15 protein-coding genes and 1 pseudogene are annotated in these 17,197 nt (G+C 66.9%); 12 read left to right on the forward strand and 4 right to left on the reverse strand.

The genetic code is table 11. The features are described 5' to 3' along the window. The first annotated feature begins 2 nt into the window (after nucleotides 1-2). The 3 genes and pseudogenes from EEB15_RS18705 (at nucleotide 3) to EEB15_RS18715 (ending at nucleotide 1,915) form a co-directional block, all read left to right on the forward strand. Complete coding sequence (locus tag EEB15_RS18705; protein ID WP_233259541.1) at nucleotides 3-1,223, forward strand: AI-2E family transporter; 1,221 nt, start codon at nucleotides 3-5, stop codon at nucleotides 1,221-1,223. Between the two features lie 43 nt (nucleotides 1,224-1,266). Further along, nucleotides 1,267-1,545, forward strand: a pseudogene (locus EEB15_RS34650) (nucleotidyltransferase family protein); the annotation flags it as partial. Between the two features lie 19 nt (nucleotides 1,546-1,564). Beyond that, nucleotides 1,565-1,915: a DUF86 domain-containing protein gene (locus EEB15_RS18715; protein WP_141511387.1), complete on the forward strand. Its 351-nt coding sequence runs from the start codon at nucleotides 1,565-1,567 to the stop codon at nucleotides 1,913-1,915. Here the strand turns inward: EEB15_RS18715 and ppc are convergent. Next, nucleotides 1,912-4,731 carry a phosphoenolpyruvate carboxylase gene (gene ppc, locus EEB15_RS18720; protein WP_141511388.1) on the reverse strand — a complete coding sequence of 940 codons (2,820 nt, stop codon included), beginning with the start codon at nucleotides 4,729-4,731 and terminating at the stop codon, nucleotides 1,912-1,914. The genes EEB15_RS18715 and ppc overlap by 4 nt on opposite strands. Before the next feature lie 77 nt (nucleotides 4,732-4,808). Here ppc and hemC point away from each other — a divergent pair, with 77 nt between their 5' ends. Genes hemC through EEB15_RS18740 form a run of 4 tightly spaced genes read left to right on the forward strand, consistent with a single transcriptional unit; the run spans nucleotide 4,809 to nucleotide 8,822 of the window. After that, nucleotides 4,809-5,708 carry a hydroxymethylbilane synthase gene (gene hemC / locus EEB15_RS18725; protein ID WP_141511389.1) on the forward strand — a complete coding sequence of 300 codons (900 nt, stop codon included), beginning with the start codon at nucleotides 4,809-4,811 and terminating at the stop codon, nucleotides 5,706-5,708. A 13-nt stretch (nucleotides 5,709-5,721) separates the two neighbouring features. Beyond that, on the forward strand, nucleotides 5,722-6,489 hold the full coding sequence (locus EEB15_RS18730; protein ID WP_141511390.1) for a uroporphyrinogen-III synthase: 768 nt from the start codon (nucleotides 5,722-5,724) through the stop codon (nucleotides 6,487-6,489). Further along, nucleotides 6,486-7,562, forward strand: coding sequence for a uroporphyrinogen-III C-methyltransferase (locus EEB15_RS18735; RefSeq protein ID WP_141511391.1), 1,077 nt, complete (start codon nucleotides 6,486-6,488; stop codon nucleotides 7,560-7,562). Before EEB15_RS18730 ends, EEB15_RS18735 begins: the two co-directional genes overlap by 4 nt. Before the next feature lie 6 nt (nucleotides 7,563-7,568). Continuing rightward, a complete protein-coding gene (locus EEB15_RS18740) occupies nucleotides 7,569-8,822 on the forward strand; it encodes a heme biosynthesis protein HemY (protein WP_141511392.1) in 1,254 nt (417 codons plus the stop codon). A 137-nt stretch (nucleotides 8,823-8,959) separates the two neighbouring features. On the opposite strand, the gene EEB15_RS18745 is transcribed toward EEB15_RS18740, so the two are convergent. Continuing rightward, a complete protein-coding gene (locus tag EEB15_RS18745) occupies nucleotides 8,960-12,058 on the reverse strand; it encodes an Rne/Rng family ribonuclease (RefSeq protein ID WP_141511393.1) in 3,099 nt (1,032 codons plus the stop codon). A 561-nt stretch (nucleotides 12,059-12,619) separates the two neighbouring features. Between EEB15_RS18745 and EEB15_RS18750 the strand changes: the two genes are divergently transcribed. Genes EEB15_RS18750 through EEB15_RS18765 form a run of 5 tightly spaced genes read left to right on the forward strand, consistent with a single transcriptional unit; the run spans nucleotide 12,620 to nucleotide 15,804 of the window. After that, entirely contained in the window at nucleotides 12,620-13,603 is a 984-nt protein-coding gene (locus EEB15_RS18750; RefSeq protein WP_141511394.1) for an RluA family pseudouridine synthase, read from the forward strand. After that, nucleotides 13,590-13,739 (forward strand): hypothetical protein, encoded by a 150-nt coding sequence (locus EEB15_RS33730; protein ID WP_158290167.1) that lies wholly within the window; start codon nucleotides 13,590-13,592, stop codon nucleotides 13,737-13,739. Before EEB15_RS18750 ends, EEB15_RS33730 begins: the two co-directional genes overlap by 14 nt. A 7-nt stretch (nucleotides 13,740-13,746) precedes the next feature. Next, nucleotides 13,747-14,415: an HAD family hydrolase gene (locus EEB15_RS18755; RefSeq protein ID WP_141511395.1), complete on the forward strand. Its 669-nt coding sequence runs from the start codon at nucleotides 13,747-13,749 to the stop codon at nucleotides 14,413-14,415. Nucleotides 14,416-14,420: 5 nt separating this feature from the next. Then, complete coding sequence (locus EEB15_RS18760) at nucleotides 14,421-14,789, forward strand: Rieske 2Fe-2S domain-containing protein (RefSeq protein ID WP_141511396.1); 369 nt, start codon at nucleotides 14,421-14,423, stop codon at nucleotides 14,787-14,789. A 4-nt stretch (nucleotides 14,790-14,793) separates the two neighbouring features. Then, a complete protein-coding gene (locus tag EEB15_RS18765; RefSeq protein ID WP_141511397.1) occupies nucleotides 14,794-15,804 on the forward strand; it encodes a S49 family peptidase in 1,011 nt (336 codons plus the stop codon). Nucleotides 15,805-15,815: 11 nt separating this feature from the next. On the opposite strand, the gene EEB15_RS18770 is transcribed toward EEB15_RS18765, so the two are convergent. Both EEB15_RS18770 and EEB15_RS18775 read right to left on the reverse strand, forming a co-directional pair. Next, nucleotides 15,816-16,583: an SAM-dependent methyltransferase gene (locus EEB15_RS18770; RefSeq protein ID WP_141511398.1), complete on the reverse strand. Its 768-nt coding sequence runs from the start codon at nucleotides 16,581-16,583 to the stop codon at nucleotides 15,816-15,818. Further along, a complete protein-coding gene (locus EEB15_RS18775; protein ID WP_141511399.1) occupies nucleotides 16,583-17,188 on the reverse strand; it encodes a Maf family nucleotide pyrophosphatase in 606 nt (201 codons plus the stop codon). The genes EEB15_RS18770 and EEB15_RS18775 overlap by 1 nt, the downstream gene beginning before the upstream one ends. Nucleotides 17,189-17,197 lie beyond the last annotated feature (9 nt).

Raw genomic sequence — 17,197 nt, forward strand, 5'->3', positions numbered from 1 at the left:
AAGTGGATCACCCCGATTACCACGAGTCGCAGCCGCCGAAGGCGGCCCCGGTATCCCCGTTGCCGGACTCGGAGCCCAAGGAGGCGCCGGCGCCTCTCGCCGCCGATCCGGAAGATCCTTCGCACGTGCTGCTGCACGTTCCCATGCACGTGCGCAGCGTGACGCTGGTCGTGCTCACGGTGCTGGCGGTTCTGGCCACGCTCAAGTGGGCGGCCGCATTCTTCATCCCCGTGATGATCGGCTTCATGTTCAGCTATGCGCTCTCGCCGATCGTCGATGCGATGGGGCGGCTGCGCATCCCGCGCGCCATCAGCGCGGCGGTGCTGATCCTGGGCATTCTCGGCGGGGCCGGCGCCTCGATCTATGCGTTCAGCGCCGATGCCAACCAGCTGGTCGAATCGCTGCCGGAGGCCGCCAAGAAACTGCGCGACAAGATGCGGCGCACCAGCAGCACCGAGACGCCGCTGGTGACGGTGCAAAAAGCGGCCGTCCACCTGGAGCAGGCGGCGCAGGATGCGAGCGCCGCCACGCCCACGGCGCGCGGCGTGCAGCGCGTGGTGATCGAGAAGCCCGCGTTCAACATCCGCGACCACCTGTGGACCGGCACCGTCGGCCTGGCCAGCCTGATAGGCCAGGTGGTGGTGGTGACGTTCCTGACGTACTTCATGCTGATCTCGGGCGACACGTTTCGCCGCAAGCTGGTGAAGATCACCGGGCCCACGCTCGCCAACAAGAAGATCACGGTGCAGGCGCTGGACGAGATCACCTCGCAGATCCAGCGCTACCTGCTGGTGCAACTGGTGGCCAGCATCGCCGTGGGCGTGACCACCGGCCTTGTCTTCTGGGCGCTCGGTCTGAAGCACGCCGCGGTGTGGGGCTTTGCGGCCGGCGTGCTAAACCTCATCCCCTACATCGGTTCCATCCTGGTCACCGGCGCGGCAGGGACGGTGGCGTTCCTGCAATTCGGCGAGGTCGACATGGCCCTGGCCGTGGCCGGCGCTTCCCTGTTCATCAACACCATCGAGGGCAACCTGATGGTGCCCTGGCTCACCAGCAAGGCCAGCCGCATGAACCCTGTGGCGGTGTTCATCGGCGTGCTGGGCTGGGGCTGGCTGTGGGGCGTGTGGGGGCTGCTGCTGGGCATCCCCATCATGATGGTGATCAAGGCGATCTGCGACCGCGTCGATCACCTGAAGCCGGTGGGGGAACTGCTAGGGACTTGAAGACGACTTTGAGAATTTGCGAGCCAACGGGATAATCGGGCCGATGGAACCCCGGATCGTCAGGCACTTGGCCCAGATTGCATTGCTCTGCGAGCGATTCGGCGTGAGCCATCTGGAGTTGTTCGGCTCTGCGTCCAACGGCGCGTTCGACGCGGCGCACAGCGACTATGACTTTCTGGTGGAGCTCGATCCGGCGGAAAAAGATTCGAAGGCGCGGCGTTGGATCGAATTCGCGGAAGCGCTTGAGCAACTCCTTGGCCGGCCCGTCGATCTGGTGAGCCCCCGATACATCCAGAACCCGTTCTTCCAGGAGGCGGTCAATAGCAGCCGCGTGGTGATCTATGACCGGCAAAGCGCCCAAGCTGCTGCTTGGTGCGGTCGAGGCGGCCAAGACCGCCCGCGAGTTTCTGGGGGATTTGTCGATCGAGCAGTACCTGCTGGATCACAAGACGCGGTCGGCTGTCGAGCGGCAACTGGAGATTTTGGGTGAAGCCTGCTCGCGGCTTGCCAAACTGGAGCCGGCGTTGACCGATCAATTGGCTGGTCTCAAGCTGGCGATTGGCCTGCGCAATCGCATCATCCATGGCTACGACGGCGTTGACCATGAGATCGTTCACCAGACGGTATCCGAGGATCTGATCCCGCTGGTCGACGAGCTGGGGCGCTTGCTCGACGAGCGCAGCGGCCCTTAGCCCGTATTCCGCAGCGCCGCCGCGATCCCGTTGATTGAGATGTGGATGCCGCGCCGCGCGCGGTCGTCCAGCGTGCCCGCGCGGTGCCGGCGCACCAGTTCCACCTGCAGGTGGTGCAGCGGATCGATGTACGGGAAGCGGTGCCGGATCGAGCGTTGTAGCGCCGGATTGCCCGCGAGCCGCTGCTTTTCACCGGTGATCGCCTGGAGCGCTTCGACGGTGCGATGCCACTCGGCTTCGATGGTCGTGAAGATGCGCTTGCGCAGCCGCGCGTCGGCCACCAACTCGGCGTAGCGCGACGCCAGGGCCAGGTCGCTCTTGGCCAGCACCATGTCCATGTTCGACAACAGGGCACGGAAGAAGGGCCACTGGCGGTACATCTTCTGCAGCAGCGCCAGGCCCTCGCGCTTCGGTTGCTCCGGGTTCTCTTGCAGGAACTGCTGCACGGCCGTGCCGAAGCCATACCAGCCCGGCAACGTGAGCCGGCATTGGCCCCAGCTGAAGCTCCAGGGGATGGCGCGCAGGTCTTCGATGCGTTGCGTGGCCTTGCGCGACGCGGGCCGTGAACCGATGTTGAGCTCGGCGATCTCGCGGATCGGTGTCGAGCCGAAGAAGTACTCGGTGAAGCCGGGCGTCTCGTACACCAGCGCGCGGTACGCGGCCATGCTCGCCTGCGACAGGCCCTCGGCGGCCAGCAGGAAGGTCTTGGGTGCCGGCTTGGTCGGCTGCAGCAGCGTGGCTTCCAGCGTGGCAGCGACCAGGGTCTCCAGGTTGCGCCGCCCGATCTCGGGGTTGGCGTACTTGGAGCCGATCACTTCGCCCTGTTCGGTGAGGCGGATTTGCCCGCGCACCGTGCCGGGCGGCTGCGCCAGGATGGCCTGGTAGCTGGGGCCGCCGCCGCGGCCCACGGTGCCGCCGCGGCCGTGGAACATGCGCAGCTGGATGTTGTGGCTGTTGGCGAGTTCGTCGAACAAGGCGACCAGCGCGATCTCTGCGCGGTACAGCTCCCAGTTGCTGGTGAAGATGCCGCCGTCCTTGTTGCTGTCGCTGTAGCCCAGCATGATGTCCTGCTCGGCGCCCGAGCGCTGCACCAGCTTTGCGATGCCGGGCAGGGCATAGAACTCGCGCATGATGGGCGCGGCGTTGCGCAGGTCTTCGATGGTTTCGAACAGCGGCACGACGATCAGCTCGTTCGTGGCCTTGTCGTCCAGCGTCCCCTTCATCAAGCCCACTTCCTTCTGAAGCAGCAAGACTTCCAGCAGGTCGCTGGCCGTCTCGGTGTGGCTGATGATGTAGTGGCGGATGGCCTGCGCGCCGAAGCGCTCGCGCATCAGCTTGGCCATCTCGAAGATCGCCAGTTCCGCGCGTGCGAGAGGGGAGTACTCCGCGCCCATCACCCGCAGCGCGCGGGCGTCGCCCAGCAGCTTGACCAGCAATGTGCGGCGTGCGGCTTCGTCCAGCTTCGCGTAGTGCGGCTCGATTCGAGCCTCGGCAAGCAGCTCGGCGATCACTGCCTCGTGCTGGTCGGAGCTCTGGCGCAAGTCCACTGTCGCGAGATGAAAGCCGAAAACCTCCACCGCGCGGATGAGCGGATGAAGGCGCTGCTGCACGAGCGCGGCGCCGTGGTGCGCGAGCAGCGATGCCTGGATCGTGCGGAGGTCGGCCAGGAATTCTTCGGCGCGCAGATAGGGGTTTTGCGGGGCGATCGCATGGCGCGCGGCCTCGCCGCCGGTGAGTTCCTTGAGCGTGGCGGCCAGCCGAGAGTAGATGCCGGTCAGCGCGCGGCGATAGGGCTCGTCCAGCCGATGCTCGCTGGCGTCGGGCGAACTGTCGGCCAATGCGCGCATCTCGGGCGTCACGCCGACCAGCATCGCCGACAGCGACAGCTCTCCGCCCAGGTAGTGCACCTCGGTCAGGTAGTGGCGCAGCGCCACTTCGCTCTGCCGGCGCAGTGCGTATTCGAGCGTCTGCGCGCTCACGTTGGGGTTTCCGTCGCGGTCGCCGCCGATCCACTGGCCCATCCGCAGGAAACTGGCAACCGGATGGTTGCCGAGTTCGCGCTCGAGGTCGGCATAGATCTTGGGGATTTCGCGCAGGAACGTCGCTTCGTAATAGCTGAGTGCGTTCTCGATCTCGTCGGCCACCGTGAGCTTGGTGAAGCGGAGCAACCGCGTTTGCCAGAGCTGCAGGACGCGTGCGCGGATCTGTGCCTCGTTGGCCGCCAGCTCTCGCGGGGCCAATGCGTCCTTGGGCAACGCGCGGGCCTTGATCTCGTCGCGGGCCGCGAGCAGGTTGGCGATGTCGCGCTCGGCGTCCAGGATGCTCTTGCGCTGCACTTCGGTCGGGTGGGCGGTGAGCACGGGAGACAGATGCGCTTGCGACAAGGTTTGCGACACCGCCTTGGTGCCGATGCCGGCCCAGCGCAGCCGGGCCAACGCGACCTCGATGCTGCCTTCCTGCGTGTCGCCGGCGCGCTCGTGGATGGCGCGGCGGCGGATGTGGTGGCGGTCCTCGGCCAGGTTGGCCAGGTGGCTGAAATAGGTGAACGCGCGTATCACACTCACCGTCTGGTCGCCCGAAAGCGACTTGAGCAGCGACTTCAGGGCCTTGTCGGCGTCGTGGTCGGCGTCGCGGCGGAACGCCACCGACAGCTTGCGCACGCGCTCGACGAGTTCGTAGGCCTCGACGCCTTCCTGTTCGCGGATCACGTCACCCAGGATGCGGCCGAGCAGCCGAATGTCTTCCACCAGTGGGCGCTCGTTGTCGCGGGCGCGCCGGGAAGGGGACGAAGACGGGGACGGCGTAGCTGAAGACATGGTTTTGCTTAATTTTTCGGCAGCGTGCATGCTAGCATCCGAGACCCCCAAAGCATTACAAGCAGGTTACGAGATTCATGAAGCTAGTCATCGCCACCCGCGAAAGCCGCCTCGCGCTGTGGCAGGCCGAGCACGTGAAGGCATTGCTGGAACAACGCGGCCACCAGGTCTCGCTGCTGGGGATGACCACCCGCGGCGACCAGATCCTGGACCGGTCTCTCAGCAAAGTCGGTGGCAAGGGCCTGTTCGTCAAGGAGCTGGAAGTGGCGCTGGAACAGGGCCACGCCGACTTGGCCGTGCACTCCCTCAAGGATGTGCCGATGGATTTGCCCGAGGGGTTCGCACTGGCCTGCGTGCTCGAGCGCGAAGATCCGCGAGACGCCTTCGTCTCCAACAAATACGCGACGCTTTCGGACCTGCCGCAGGGTGCCGTGGTGGGCACTTCCAGCCTGCGCCGCGTCGTGCTGCTGCGCTCGCTCCGGCCGGACCTGAAGATCGAGCCTCTGCGCGGCAACCTCGACACGCGCCTCCGCAAGCTCGACGACGGCAACTATGACGCCATCGTACTGGCGGCGGCCGGGTTGAAGCGCCTTGGCCTGGAACCGCGCATCCGGCAGGTCTTCGAGCCCGAGCAGATGCTTCCGGCCGCTGGCCAGGGCGCACTGGGCATCGAGGTGCGCGCCGGCCGTGCCGACTTGCTGGAGCTACTGGGATCGCTCGCGCACCAATCGACCTGGATGGCGGTGGCCGCCGAGAGGGCCGTGAGCCGCGCGATGGGCGGAAGCTGCTCCATGCCATTGGCGGCCTTCGCCACGTTCTCCGGCGAATACCTGCAGCTTCGGGCGGCATGGGGCGACCCCGATTCGGCTTCGCCGTTGGTGCGCTCACAATCCGCGTCCGTGGCCGCCGATCTCGCGCAGGCAGCGGAACTGGGCACGCTGGTCGCGGCGAAGCTGCGCGCCGGCGGCGCTCACTGACGCGGGCCGCGCCATGCGCGTGGTCGTCACCCGGCCCGAAAGCGAGGCCCGGCGCTGGCTCGAAGACTTGCGGGCGCGCGGCATCGATGCGCTGCTGCTTTCCCTGATCGACATCGCTCCCGTGCCGCAGCCGGCAGCATTGCACGCGGCGTGGCGCCGGCTCGCGCAGCGGCAGTCGGTGATGTTCGTCAGCGGCAACGCGGTGCGCGAGTTCTTCGCGCAGCGGCCGGACGGGGTGGCCTGGCCCGCGGCGACCCGCGCCTGGGCCACCGGCAACGGAACGCGCGACGCGCTGCTGCGAGCGGCTGTCCCCGCGTCGCTGGTCGACGCGCCGCCGGAATCCTCCGCGCAGTTCGACTCCGAGACGTTGTGGCAGCAAGTGGGGGGCCAGGTCGCAGAGGGCGCCGCCGTGCTGATCGTCCGCGGCGGTGACGCCGACGGTGCCGCTGTCGGGCGCGACTGGCTGGCGACCCAGCTGCATGACGCGGGAGCCCGGGTCGAAACCGTCGTCGCGTATGTGCGGCGAGCACCGGTCTGGAGCGAAGCGCAGCGCCAGAAAGCGCGGGATGCGGCGGGCACCGGCAGCGCGTGGCTGTTCAGCAGCTCCCAGGCGGTGGCGCATTTGCAGGGCCTGCTGCCCGGCCAGGACTGGTCTCAGGCACGCGCCGTCGCGACGCATCCCCGTATCGCGAGCGCTGCGCGCGACTGCGGCTTCGGTGTTGTTTGCGAGTCACGTCCCACCGTGGACGCTGTGGTGGCGGCCCTAGAATCGTTTCGATGAGTCCCGAGTCCATCAGCGAAACCCCAGCCCCGTCACAGGTTCCCGTGCTGGAAGTGCCGCCGCCGGTGGACGCAGCGCCATCGCCGCGCGCCGGTGTGCTGATGTCGCGCGGCGTGATCTACCTGTTTCTCGCCGTCTCCGCGCTGGCGCTCGCGGCCAGCGTCATGCTTTGGCAGAAGCTGTCCAACATCCAGGAACAGCTCGCGCGGCAGAGCGCCGACAACGGCAACACCGCGGTCGAGGCGCGCACCCTGGCCAAGCAAGCCCAGGAGCTCGCGCGCGAAACGGCGGCACGCCAGGCGCTGAACGACACGCGCTTGTCCGAAGTGGCCTTGCAGCGCTCCCAGATCGAGGAGTTGATGCAAAGCCTCTCGCGCTCTCGCGACGAGAACCTCGTGGTCGATATCGAGTCGGGGTTGCGCCTCGCGCAGCAGCAGGCCCAGCTCACCGGCAGCGTCGAGCCCTTGCTGGCCGAGCTGCGCAGCGCCGACAAGCGTCTCGATCGCGCCGCCCAGCCGAGGCTCTCCCGTGTGCGCGCGGCGATTGCGCGTGACATCGACCGCGTGCGGGCGGCCAGCGTCACGGATGTGCCGGGCCTGCTTGTCAAGCTCGACGAACTCGCGCGGCAGGTGGACGAACTGCCGTTGGCCAATGCGGTGGCGCCCGCCGGCGGCGCTTCGGCGCCTCGCAAAGCCGCGTCGGCACCGCTGCAGTGGTGGGAGCGCATGGTGGCCGACGTGCGGGACGAAGCCCGGGGCCTGGTGCGCGTGAGCCGCATCGACCAGCCTGAAGCCGTGCTGCTCGCACCCGACCAGGCGTTCTTCCTGCGCGAGAACCTGAAGCTCAAGCTGCTCAACGCACGGCTCGGCCTGTTGTCGCGGCAGACAGAATCTGCCCGCGGCGACGTGGCGGCCGCCGCGGCGGCGCTGCGCAAGTACTTCGATCCTGCCGCGCGCAAGACCCAAGTTGCCACGGCGCTGGTGCAGCAAGTGCAGGCGCAGTTGCGTGCGGTGGAACTGCCGCGCATCGACGAGACACTCGCCGTGCTGACAACCGCCGCCGCCGGAAGGTAACCCCTGATGCGTGCTGCCCTCTGGCTCCTGGCGCTGTTCGGCGTCGCCGTGGCGATCGCGCTGTTCGCCGGCAACAACCAGGGCACGGTGACCGTGTTCTGGCCGCCGTACCGGGTCGACCTCTCGCTCAATCTCGTCTTGCTGCTGCTGTTCGCGGCGTTCGTGTTTTTGCATGCGGTGCTGGGGGCGCTGTCGGCGCTGTTCGACATGCCGCGCCAGGCGCTGCGCTGGCGCACGCAGCAAAAAGAACGGTCGATGCACGGCGCGCTGCTGGATGCGATCTCGCACCTGTTGGCGGGCCGTTTCATTCGCGCGCGCAAGTCGGCCGAGGCAGCGCTGGGCCAGGAAAGATCGCTCAGTGGCGGCGGGCAAGCCACCGGCAATGCCGCGCAGGTGCGCACGCTGGCCCACCTGCTGGCCGCCGAAAGTGCGCAGGCATTGCAGGACAGGCCCGCGCGCGAAGAGCATTTGAAGCAGGCGCTGGAGCATGCATCGGCGCGCGACGCGCAAGAGACGCGCGAGGGCGCCTTGATGCGTGCGGCGCGCTGGTCGTTGAACGACCGCGAGCCTCTGGCGGCAATGACCTGGCTCAAGAGCTTGCCGCAGGGCGCGGCCCGGCGGACGCTGGCGCTGCGCATGAAGCTGAAAGCCGCGCGGTTGGCGCAGCAGACGGGGGATGCGCTGGAGACGGCGCGGCTGCTGGGCAAGCATCGCGCGTTTTCGGCCGGTGCAGCGGAAAGCATCGTGCGTGGCTTGGCCATCGACCTGCTGAACGGTGCGCACGACGTCGCGCAGCTGCAGCGGGCATGGACATCACTCGAGCCGGCGGAACGCCAGATGCCGGAATTGGCCATCCACGCGGCACATCGCCTGACGGCGCTCGGGGGCGAAGCCCACTTGGCGCGTGACTGGCTACTGCCCGTGTGGGAGCGCGAGTCTCAGTTGGCCGATGGCATGAAGGTGAAGCTGGTGCAAACGCTCGAGGCCGGGCTGGACAGCCTGGACGGCGCCTGGCTGGCTCGCATCGAAGCCGCGCAGCGCGCCAATCCGCGAGACGCCACACTGCAATACCTGGCGGGCATGGCCTGCATGAAGCGCCAGCTCTGGGGCAAGGCGCAGCAGCTGATGAGCCAGGCCGCGATGGGCCTTCGCGACGTCAAGCTGCACCGCAATGCCTGGCGCGCACTGGCGCTGCTGGCCGAAGAGCGCGGCGACGAGCAGACCGCCGCGCAGGCTTGGAAGCGCGCCGCCGGAGATTAGGAAGCACCCCCGAAGCGCCTTCGGCGATGCCCCCTCGGGCTTTGCCCTCTCCCCCTCAAGGGGGCGCCACCAGCGGCCCGGCGAAGCCGGTTCCGCAGTGGCCGCCCGCGCTTCTGCCTTGTAGTGGCCGCGAGGCTCTACTGCAAGGGTAGATTGGTCTGTTCGAAGGGCAGCTTCATTTCGCGCAGGTCGCGCTTCGTTTCCACCAGCACCAGGGGGCCGTCGTCCACGACGATCGCCGGCGGGCGCTCGCGCGGCACGCGGGGTGCACGTGGCTCGGCAGCAATCGCCGCCTGCACCGCGGCGATCTTCTCCGCATCCGAATTGACCCACTGCAGCCCGGAACCTTCGGCGACCTGGACCAGGTCGTCGACCGGTAGCTGGAAGGGTTGCACCTTGGGCAGGCCGCGAGCGGCGGGCGCTGCGGGCGCGACGGCAGGCGCGGCGGTTTGTGCCACCGGAGCGGCCGTTGAGACAGGCGCCGGTGCAGATACCGGTTCGGCTGCATACACGGGCGCGGCTGCCACGGTTGCCGGCGCTTCGGATTCGTCATTCACGAAACCGGTGGGGTAGCGCAGGCGCTCGCCGCGCTCTCCGTGCTCTTGCATGGGCTCACCGTCGTTCGCGGCCACTGTGGGTTGCACATTCTCCGCCGGCGCTTGCACACCGTCTTCACGCGGCTGGCGATCGCCGCGTTCGCGGCGGTCGCGGCCGTAGCGGTCGCGCGAACGGCGTTCACGGCGCTCTTCGCCTTCAGCCGCATCGGCCGGACGCACGTCCTGGTGGGTGTGCGATTCCAGCACCGGGTCGGCGGCGGGCGCCTGCTGGTGTCCGGTGTCCGCAACCGCGCCGACAGAAGACGCCGCGCCTGCCAATGCCGCTGCTTCGGCGCCTTCGGCGATGGGAGCCTGGTCACGCGGGCCACGATCTCCGCCGCGGCCGCCACGGCGTCCACGACCCTCGCCGCGCTCGCCACGTTCACCGCCTCGTTCGGTGCGCGGCGGGCGATCCTGGCGCTGCTCGTTCGGCGCGCCATCGGCTCCTGCTTGGAGATTGGCTGTCGTGCCCTCGGGCGCGCGTTGGTCGCCGTCGCGGCGCTCGCGCTGGCGGTCGCCTCGGCTTTCGCCGCGCTCACCACCGCGTGCTTCGCCACGGGCTTCGCGGTTGTCGCGGCCCTCGCCGCGATCCGTCCGCTCCCCACGGCGTTGTTCACCATCGCGCTGGCGTCCGCCTTCGTTGCGGGGCTGGCCTTCTGCGCCGGCTTCGGCACGCTCGCGGCGTTGTTCGCCATCGCGTCCGCGACCCTCACCGCCGCGACCTTCACCCCCACGGCCTTCGCCGCGGCGGCCGTCCCGGCGCTCGCCGTCACGGCCACGGCCGCCCCGGCGGGAATCGCCGCGACCGCCTTCACCGCGTCCGCCTTCGCGCTTTTCTTCCTTCTTGGCTTCCACGACCGGTTTGACCGGCGCGGGCGCCGGGGCGGGCGCAGCGCCGAACAGGCCCTTGATCCATGCCATGAATCCGCCTTCGGCAGGGGCCGGCACGACGGGTGCTGGCGCGGCAGCAGCGGGCTTGCGGGCTTCGGGTTCGGCAGCCTTCACCGGCTCGGGCTTGGGCACGGCGATGGGAGCGGGCGCGTCGGGCAGCACGCCCTTGATCACCGGCTCTTGCTTGTTGGTGCGCTCGTGCGTGCGGCGCGTCACGGCTGTCGGGTCTTCGACTTCCTCGGCCATGTGGTAGCTGGCCTGGAGGTTGTCCAGGCGCGGGTCGTCGTGCTTCAGGCGCTCGAGCCGGTAGTTCGGCGTCTCCAGCGTCTTGTTCGGGATCATGATCACCGACAGACGCTGCTTGAGCTCGATCTTCGCGATCTCGGGGCGCTTCTCGTTGAGCAGGAACGAAGCGACGTCGACGGGCACTTGCACGTGCACGGCGGCGGTGCCGTCCTTCATCGACTCTTCCTGGATGATCCGCAGGATCTGCAGGGCCGAGCTTTCCGTGTCGCGGATGTGGCCATGGCCGCCGCAACGGGGGCAGGGAATCGAAGCACCTTCCGAAAGAGCCGGGCGCAGGCGCTGGCGGCTCATTTCCATCAGGCCGAACTTGCTGATAGTGCCGAACTGCACGCGAGCGCGGTCTTGCCGCAGCGCGTCGCGCAGGCGGTTTTCGACTTCGCGGCGGTTCTTCGACTCTTCCATATCGATGAAGTCGATGACGATCAGGCCGCCCAGGTCGCGCAAGCGCATCTGGCGGGCCACTTCGTCGGCCGCTTCCAGGTTGGTGCGGGTCGCGGTTTCCTCGATGTCGCCGCCCTTGATGGCCCGGGCCGAGTTGACGTCGATGGAGACCAGCGCTTCGGTGTGGTCGATGACGACCACACCACCCGACGGCAGCTTCACTTCACGCGCGTAGGCCGACTCGATCTGGTGCTCGATCTGGAAGCGGCTGAACAGCGGCGCATCGTCGCGGTAGCGCTTCACGCGAGCGGCGTGCTCGGGCATCACGTGCGACATGAATTGCTGGGCCTGGTCGTAGATCTCGTCCGTGTCGATCAGGATGTCGCCGATGTCGTGGTTGAAGTAATCACGAATGGCGCGGATGACGAGGGAAGATTCCTGGTAGATCAGGAAGGCGCCCTTGCCGCCTTTGGAAGCGCCGTCGATGGCGCCCCAGAGCTTGAGCAGGTAGTTCAGGTCCCACTGCAGCTCGGGCGCGCTGCGGCCGATGCCGGCGGTGCGCGCGATGATGGACATGCCGTTGGGGTATTCCAACTGGTCCATGTTCTCTTTGAGCTCGGCCCGGTCGTCGCCTTCGATGCGGCGCGAAACGCCGCCGCCGCGCGGGTTGTTCGGCATCAGAACGACGTAGCGGCCGGCCAGCGACACGAAAGTGGTGAGGGCCGCACCCTTGTTGCCGCGCTCTTCCTTCTCGACTTGGACCAGCAGTTCCTGGCCTTCCTTGATCACGTCGTTGATGCGGGCCTGGGAGACCGGCACGCCTTGGGCGAAGTAGCTCTTGGAGATTTCCTTGAACGGCAGGAAGCCGTGGCGGTCTTCGCCGTAGTCGACGAAGCAGGCTTCCAGCGAAGGCTCGACGCGCGTGACGACGGCCTTGTAGATATTGCCCTTGCGCTGTTCGCGCCCTTCGATTTCGATTTCGTAGTCGAGGAGCTTTTGTCCGTCGACGATGGCCAGGCGGCGTTCTTCGGCCTGCGTGGCATTGATCAGCATGCGCTTCATAGCGTCTAGTCCTTTAGTCAGTTGGGGACAGAGCAGATCGCAAGCGATCCTGGCCTGTCCCGCAACACATCACCGACCCATGACGGGTCAACGATGCCTGCTAGCGCTTTGAAACGATGGAATTGCCGGGTATGCGTACGCGTGACTGAGGTCTAGCTCAATCGGCGAGGCAAGGGCGCGTGGAGGAGGGCGAGGCGGGGGCCGCCGAAAAGGCGGTGCCGGGGCGCTACAAAGTCTGTAGCGTGCTGGGCCTGCGGTACGCGGGCGGTTGGCAATACCAGGCCGCCCGGCGGGGCTGTAAGCCACCGCCAGCAGGCCAGAAGGATTGCCATCAGCACAGGATGTCTCGCTTTAGTCCGCCTGCGAAGCGGTGCTCCGCAGGCTGTATTCCGTATCAGTGTTTCAAAGTGCCGGCTTCACGTCACCTGGAGCGGACCATCGACAGCATCTGGCTGGCAATCTGTAAGCTCCGGGAACGGTGGCATCGACCTTCCAGCGCAGGCGGCGGTTGGGCGTGGAGCTAAACTCCAAGGCAAATCAACCACTTACAGCGTTACGCTAGTGAAACACATTATAGGGGGCGATACAGCCCCCGCAAGCGCGCAGGTCAAATTTGTGACCGTGGAGGAAGATTCGGCCGGCCAAAGGCTCGATAACTTCCTCATCCGCGAGCTCAAGGGAGTGCCGAAGACCCACGTGTATCGCATCATTCGCAGCGGCGAAGTGCGGGTAAACAAGGGACGGGCCGGGGCGGATACGCGTGTGGAAACCGGCGATGTGATCCGGTTGCCGCCGGTGCGGGTTTCCGAAAAGATCGCCGAAAAACTGGAGAAACCGGCGCCGGCGCGGGAATTTCCCATCCTGCTGGAAGACGAACACCTCATCGCGATCGACAAGCCGGCGGGCGTGGCCGTGCATGGCGGCAGCGGCGTCAGCTTCGGCGTCATCGAGCAATTGCGCCAGGCCCGGCCCGCGGCGAAGTTCCTGGAACTGGTGCACCGGCTCGACCGTGAAACGTCGGGCATCCTGCTCGTCGCCAAGAAGCGATCCGCCCTCACAAAGCTGCAGGACCAGTTCCGTGAGCGGGAAACCGGCAAGACGTACCTGGCGCTGGTGGTGGGCGCCTGGCCGGCAAACAAGAAGGTCATCGACGTACCGCTGCACAAGTACCTGCAGGCCGACGGCGAGCGGCGGGTCAAGGTGGTGGCCAAGGACGATCCGGACGGCATGCGGTCGATCACCCTGGTGAAGGTCGCGCAGAAGCTGGCCGACTTCACGCTCCTCGAAGTCACCATCAAGACCGGCCGCACTCACCAGATCCGCGTGCACCTTGCCTCCCAAGGGCACGCCATTGCGGGTGACGACAAGTACGGGGATTTCGAACTCAACCGGGCGCTGCAAAAACAAGGGCTCAAGCGCATGTTCCTGCATGCCTGGCGCCTGACGTTCGCGCACCCGCAGACGGCCCAGGGCGTGGAATTGCTGTCGCCGCTGCCTGCGGAACTGGTTCGTTTCGTGGAGGAGAAAAAGAATGACAAGGCGTGAATGGCAGATCGCGGTGCCCATCCTGGTGGGACTGTTGCTGTGCGTGGCGGGCTTCATGCACGGCGTGCAAATCGAAAGTTCGTTGGACGGGGCCACCGCCGGATCGACCCTATGGCTGCTACTGGGCTGGGGATAATCGGCGCATGCCCTCCACCCGCCAACGCCGCTTCGACCTGATCGCTTTCGACTGGGACGGCACCTTGTTCGACTCCACCCGGATCATCACGCAGTGCATCCAGCGCGCGGTGGTCGACGTTGGCGGTGCCCAGCCCACCGAGAAGGCGGCTTCCTACGTGATCGGCATGGCCTTGATGCAAGCCCTGGCCCATGCGGCGCCGGACGTTCCGAAAGAAAAGTACCCCGAGCTTGGCGCGCGCTACCAGCACCATTACAGGGCGCACCGGGACGATCTCAGCCTGTTCGACGGCGTGCTCCCGATGCTCGACGACCTCAAGGACCGCCACCACTGGCTCGCCGTCGCGACCGGTAAATCGCGCCGAGGCCTGGATGAGATCTTGCAGACGGTACAGCTCAAGGGCGTGTTCAACGGCTCGCGCACGGCGGATGAGACCGCAGGCAAACCTCATCCGCGGATGCTCCACGAGTTGATGCGCGAGTTCGGAACCGATCCCGAACGCACGCTGATGATTGGCGACACGACGCATGATTTGCAGATGGCGATGAATGCCGGCTGCGCGAGCGTGGGCGTGAGCTACGGCGCGCACGAACCGGCCGAGTTCGAAGTCCTGGCGCCTTTGCACGTGGCGCACTCGGTGCGCGACTTGCACGGCTGGCTCCAGCAGAACGCGTGACGTCCGTGGCCCCCGCAGAAATTCCGCTTTGCAACTCCGCTGACCTTGCCGACGGCGGCGAGGCGGTGCCTTTCGATGTGCTGTTCGGCGGCCAGACCTGCCGAGCGTTCGCCGTTCGCTATGGGGGCGGAGTCCATGCTTACCTCAACCGCTGCGCGCACGTGGCCATGGAAATGGACTGGCAGCCCAACCGCTTCTTCGACGACACCGGCCGCTGGCTCCTGTGCAGCACGCACGGCGCTGCCTACGAGCCCGCTACGGGTGCGTGCGCCGGCGGCCCCTGCCGCGGCGGCCTGGTGAAGATCACCCTCACCGAGCGCGACGGTGTGGTGCACTGGCATACTGACTTCAATCTCCAACCCGTCGAGTTTTAAGAAAATGAACGAATCGCTGCCGCCCGAAGCCGGGACCCCTGAAACGCCTTCGACCGGCTACCGCGCCGAGGCGGAGCGCCTGGGTGCCGTGCCGGGCTGGGAACGCAGTGCCCTGGAAAAGCTGATGCTCTCCACGCTGGAAGAGCAGCGTTCGCAGCGGCGCTGGAGGATGTTCAGGAGCATGGCGTGGCTGGCGCTGTTCGTGTTCGTGTTGTGGGCGTTGACGCACCGCGGCACGCCCAGCACAGACAAGACAACCGCGCATACGGCTGTGATCGAGATCAAGGGCGAGATCGCGTCCGGCAGCGATGCCAGCGCCGAAACCGTGGTGGCCGCGATGCGCACCGCGTTCGAGGACAACGGCGCCCAGGCCGTCGTGCTGCTGATCAACTCGCCGGGCGGCAGCCCAGTGCAGGCGGGCATCATCAACGACGAAATCAAACGCCTCAGGACCAAGCACAAGAAGCCGATCTATGCGGTGGTGGAAGAGTCGTGCGCCTCGGCGGCCTATTACATCGCCGCGGCGACGGACCGCATCTTCGTCGACAAGGCCAGTATCGTGGGCAGCATCGGCGTGCTGATGGACGGCTTCGGCTTTACCGGCCTCATGGAAAAACTGGGCGTCGAACGGCGTCTGATGACCGCGGGCGAGAACAAGGGATTCCTCGACCCGTTCAGCCCGCAAACCGAAAAGCACCGCGTGTTCGCGCAGGGCATGCTGGACCAGATCCACAAGCAGTTCATCGACGTGGTGAAGGCCGGCCGCGGCAAGCGGCTGAAGGAGTCGCCCGAGCTGTTCACCGGCCTGTTCTGGACGGGCCAGCAGGCGGTGGAAATGGGCTTGGCCGACCAGTTGGGGAACCTGGACTTCGTGGCGCGCGAAATCGTCAAGGCCGAAGACCTGGTCGACTACACCCGCCGCGACAACGTTGCAGAACGCCTGGCCAAGAAGTTCGGCGCTGCGATGGGCGAGGGCGCCATCCGCGCGCTGAAATCGGTGCCCGCCATTCGTTGACGGCGGCGGGCCTAGCGGCCGATCGCGAAAACAGCCGGCACGTCGTTCGTGACCGGTGCGACCTGCTGTTTCCACAAGCTTACGGGCTGGCTGCGCGTGACCGCATTGGAGAGCGTCAGGCCGCTGCCGACGGCCAGCCGTGTTCCCGGCTGCAGCGTCTTGACCAGCGAATCCCAGAGCGCCGCGTTGCGATAGGGCGTTTCGATGAACAGCTGTGACTGGCCGCCTTTGAGTGCGAGCGCTTCGAGCTCGCGAATGCGCTGCGCCCGCTGGGCCGGGTCCTGCGGGAGGTAGCCGACGAAGGCGAAATTCTGTCCGTTCAAACCGCTGGCTGCGAGCGTCAGCAGCAGCGAGACCGGCCCGACCAACGGAATCACCCGCAGGCCCAATTCATGTGCGGCGCGCACGACCGAGGACCCGGGGTCTGCGATCGCGGGCATGCCGGCTTCGCTGAGCAGCCCGACGTCGTGTCCTTCAAGCGCAGCGGCAAGGAGTGGTTTGGCGTTGAAGCCGGAGTCGTGATCGCCCTTCTTGTGCACTTCACGCGGCAGTTCGGTGATCTGCTGTTCGCGCAGCGGCAAGGCCAGGGGATGGGACTCGTCGATGCGCTTCAGGTAGGCACGGGCCGATTTTGCGTTCTCGCAGATCCAGTGGGTCAGCCCCGCCGCGACCGCCAGCGTGCCGGCGGGCAACGCTTCGGCCAGCGGCGCTTGCACCGCGCAGCCGAAGTCCAGCGGCGCCGGAATGAGATAGAGCTTGCCCAAGGGCGGAGCAGCCATCAGATCACCTTGACGCCGGCCGCGCGGATCATGCGGCAGGTGCGGATCAGCGGCAGGCCGACCAGGGCCGTGGGGTCGTCGCTGTCGATGGCGTCGAGCAGCGCGATGCCCAGGCCTTCGCTGCGGGCGCTTCCGGCGCAGTCGTACGGCTGTTCCGCTTGAAGATAGGACTCGATCTCCGCGTCGCTCAAGTCGCGAAACTTGACGCGCACCGGGGCGAGGTCCAGTTGCTCGAAACCGGTGGCCCGGCAGACCACGGCAAGAGCAGTCTGGAAAATGACGATGCGGCCACGCATCCGCCGCAGCTGGGCAGTCGCCTTGTCGTGGGTGCCGGGTTTGCCAATCGGTTCGCCGTCCAGGTCGGCGACCTGGTCCGACCCGATGACGACGGCATCCGGAAATTTCGCGGCCACGGCATGTGCCTTGGCCAGCGCAAGCCGCCGAGCCAGTTCGGCCGGAGATTCACCGCTCTGCGGCGTTTCATCGACATCGGGCGCGGCCACTTCGAACGGCAGCTGCAGCCTCTGCAGCAATTCGCGGCGGTAGCGCGACGTGGATCCCAGCACCAAGGGGCGGGTGGGATGGAGCGGCGTGGACTCGGGCATGTCCTGATT

Origin of the sequence: Ramlibacter sp. WS9 (assembly GCF_003797765.1) — a bacterium.
Classification (GTDB): Bacteria; Pseudomonadota; Gammaproteobacteria; order Burkholderiales; family Burkholderiaceae_C; genus Ramlibacter.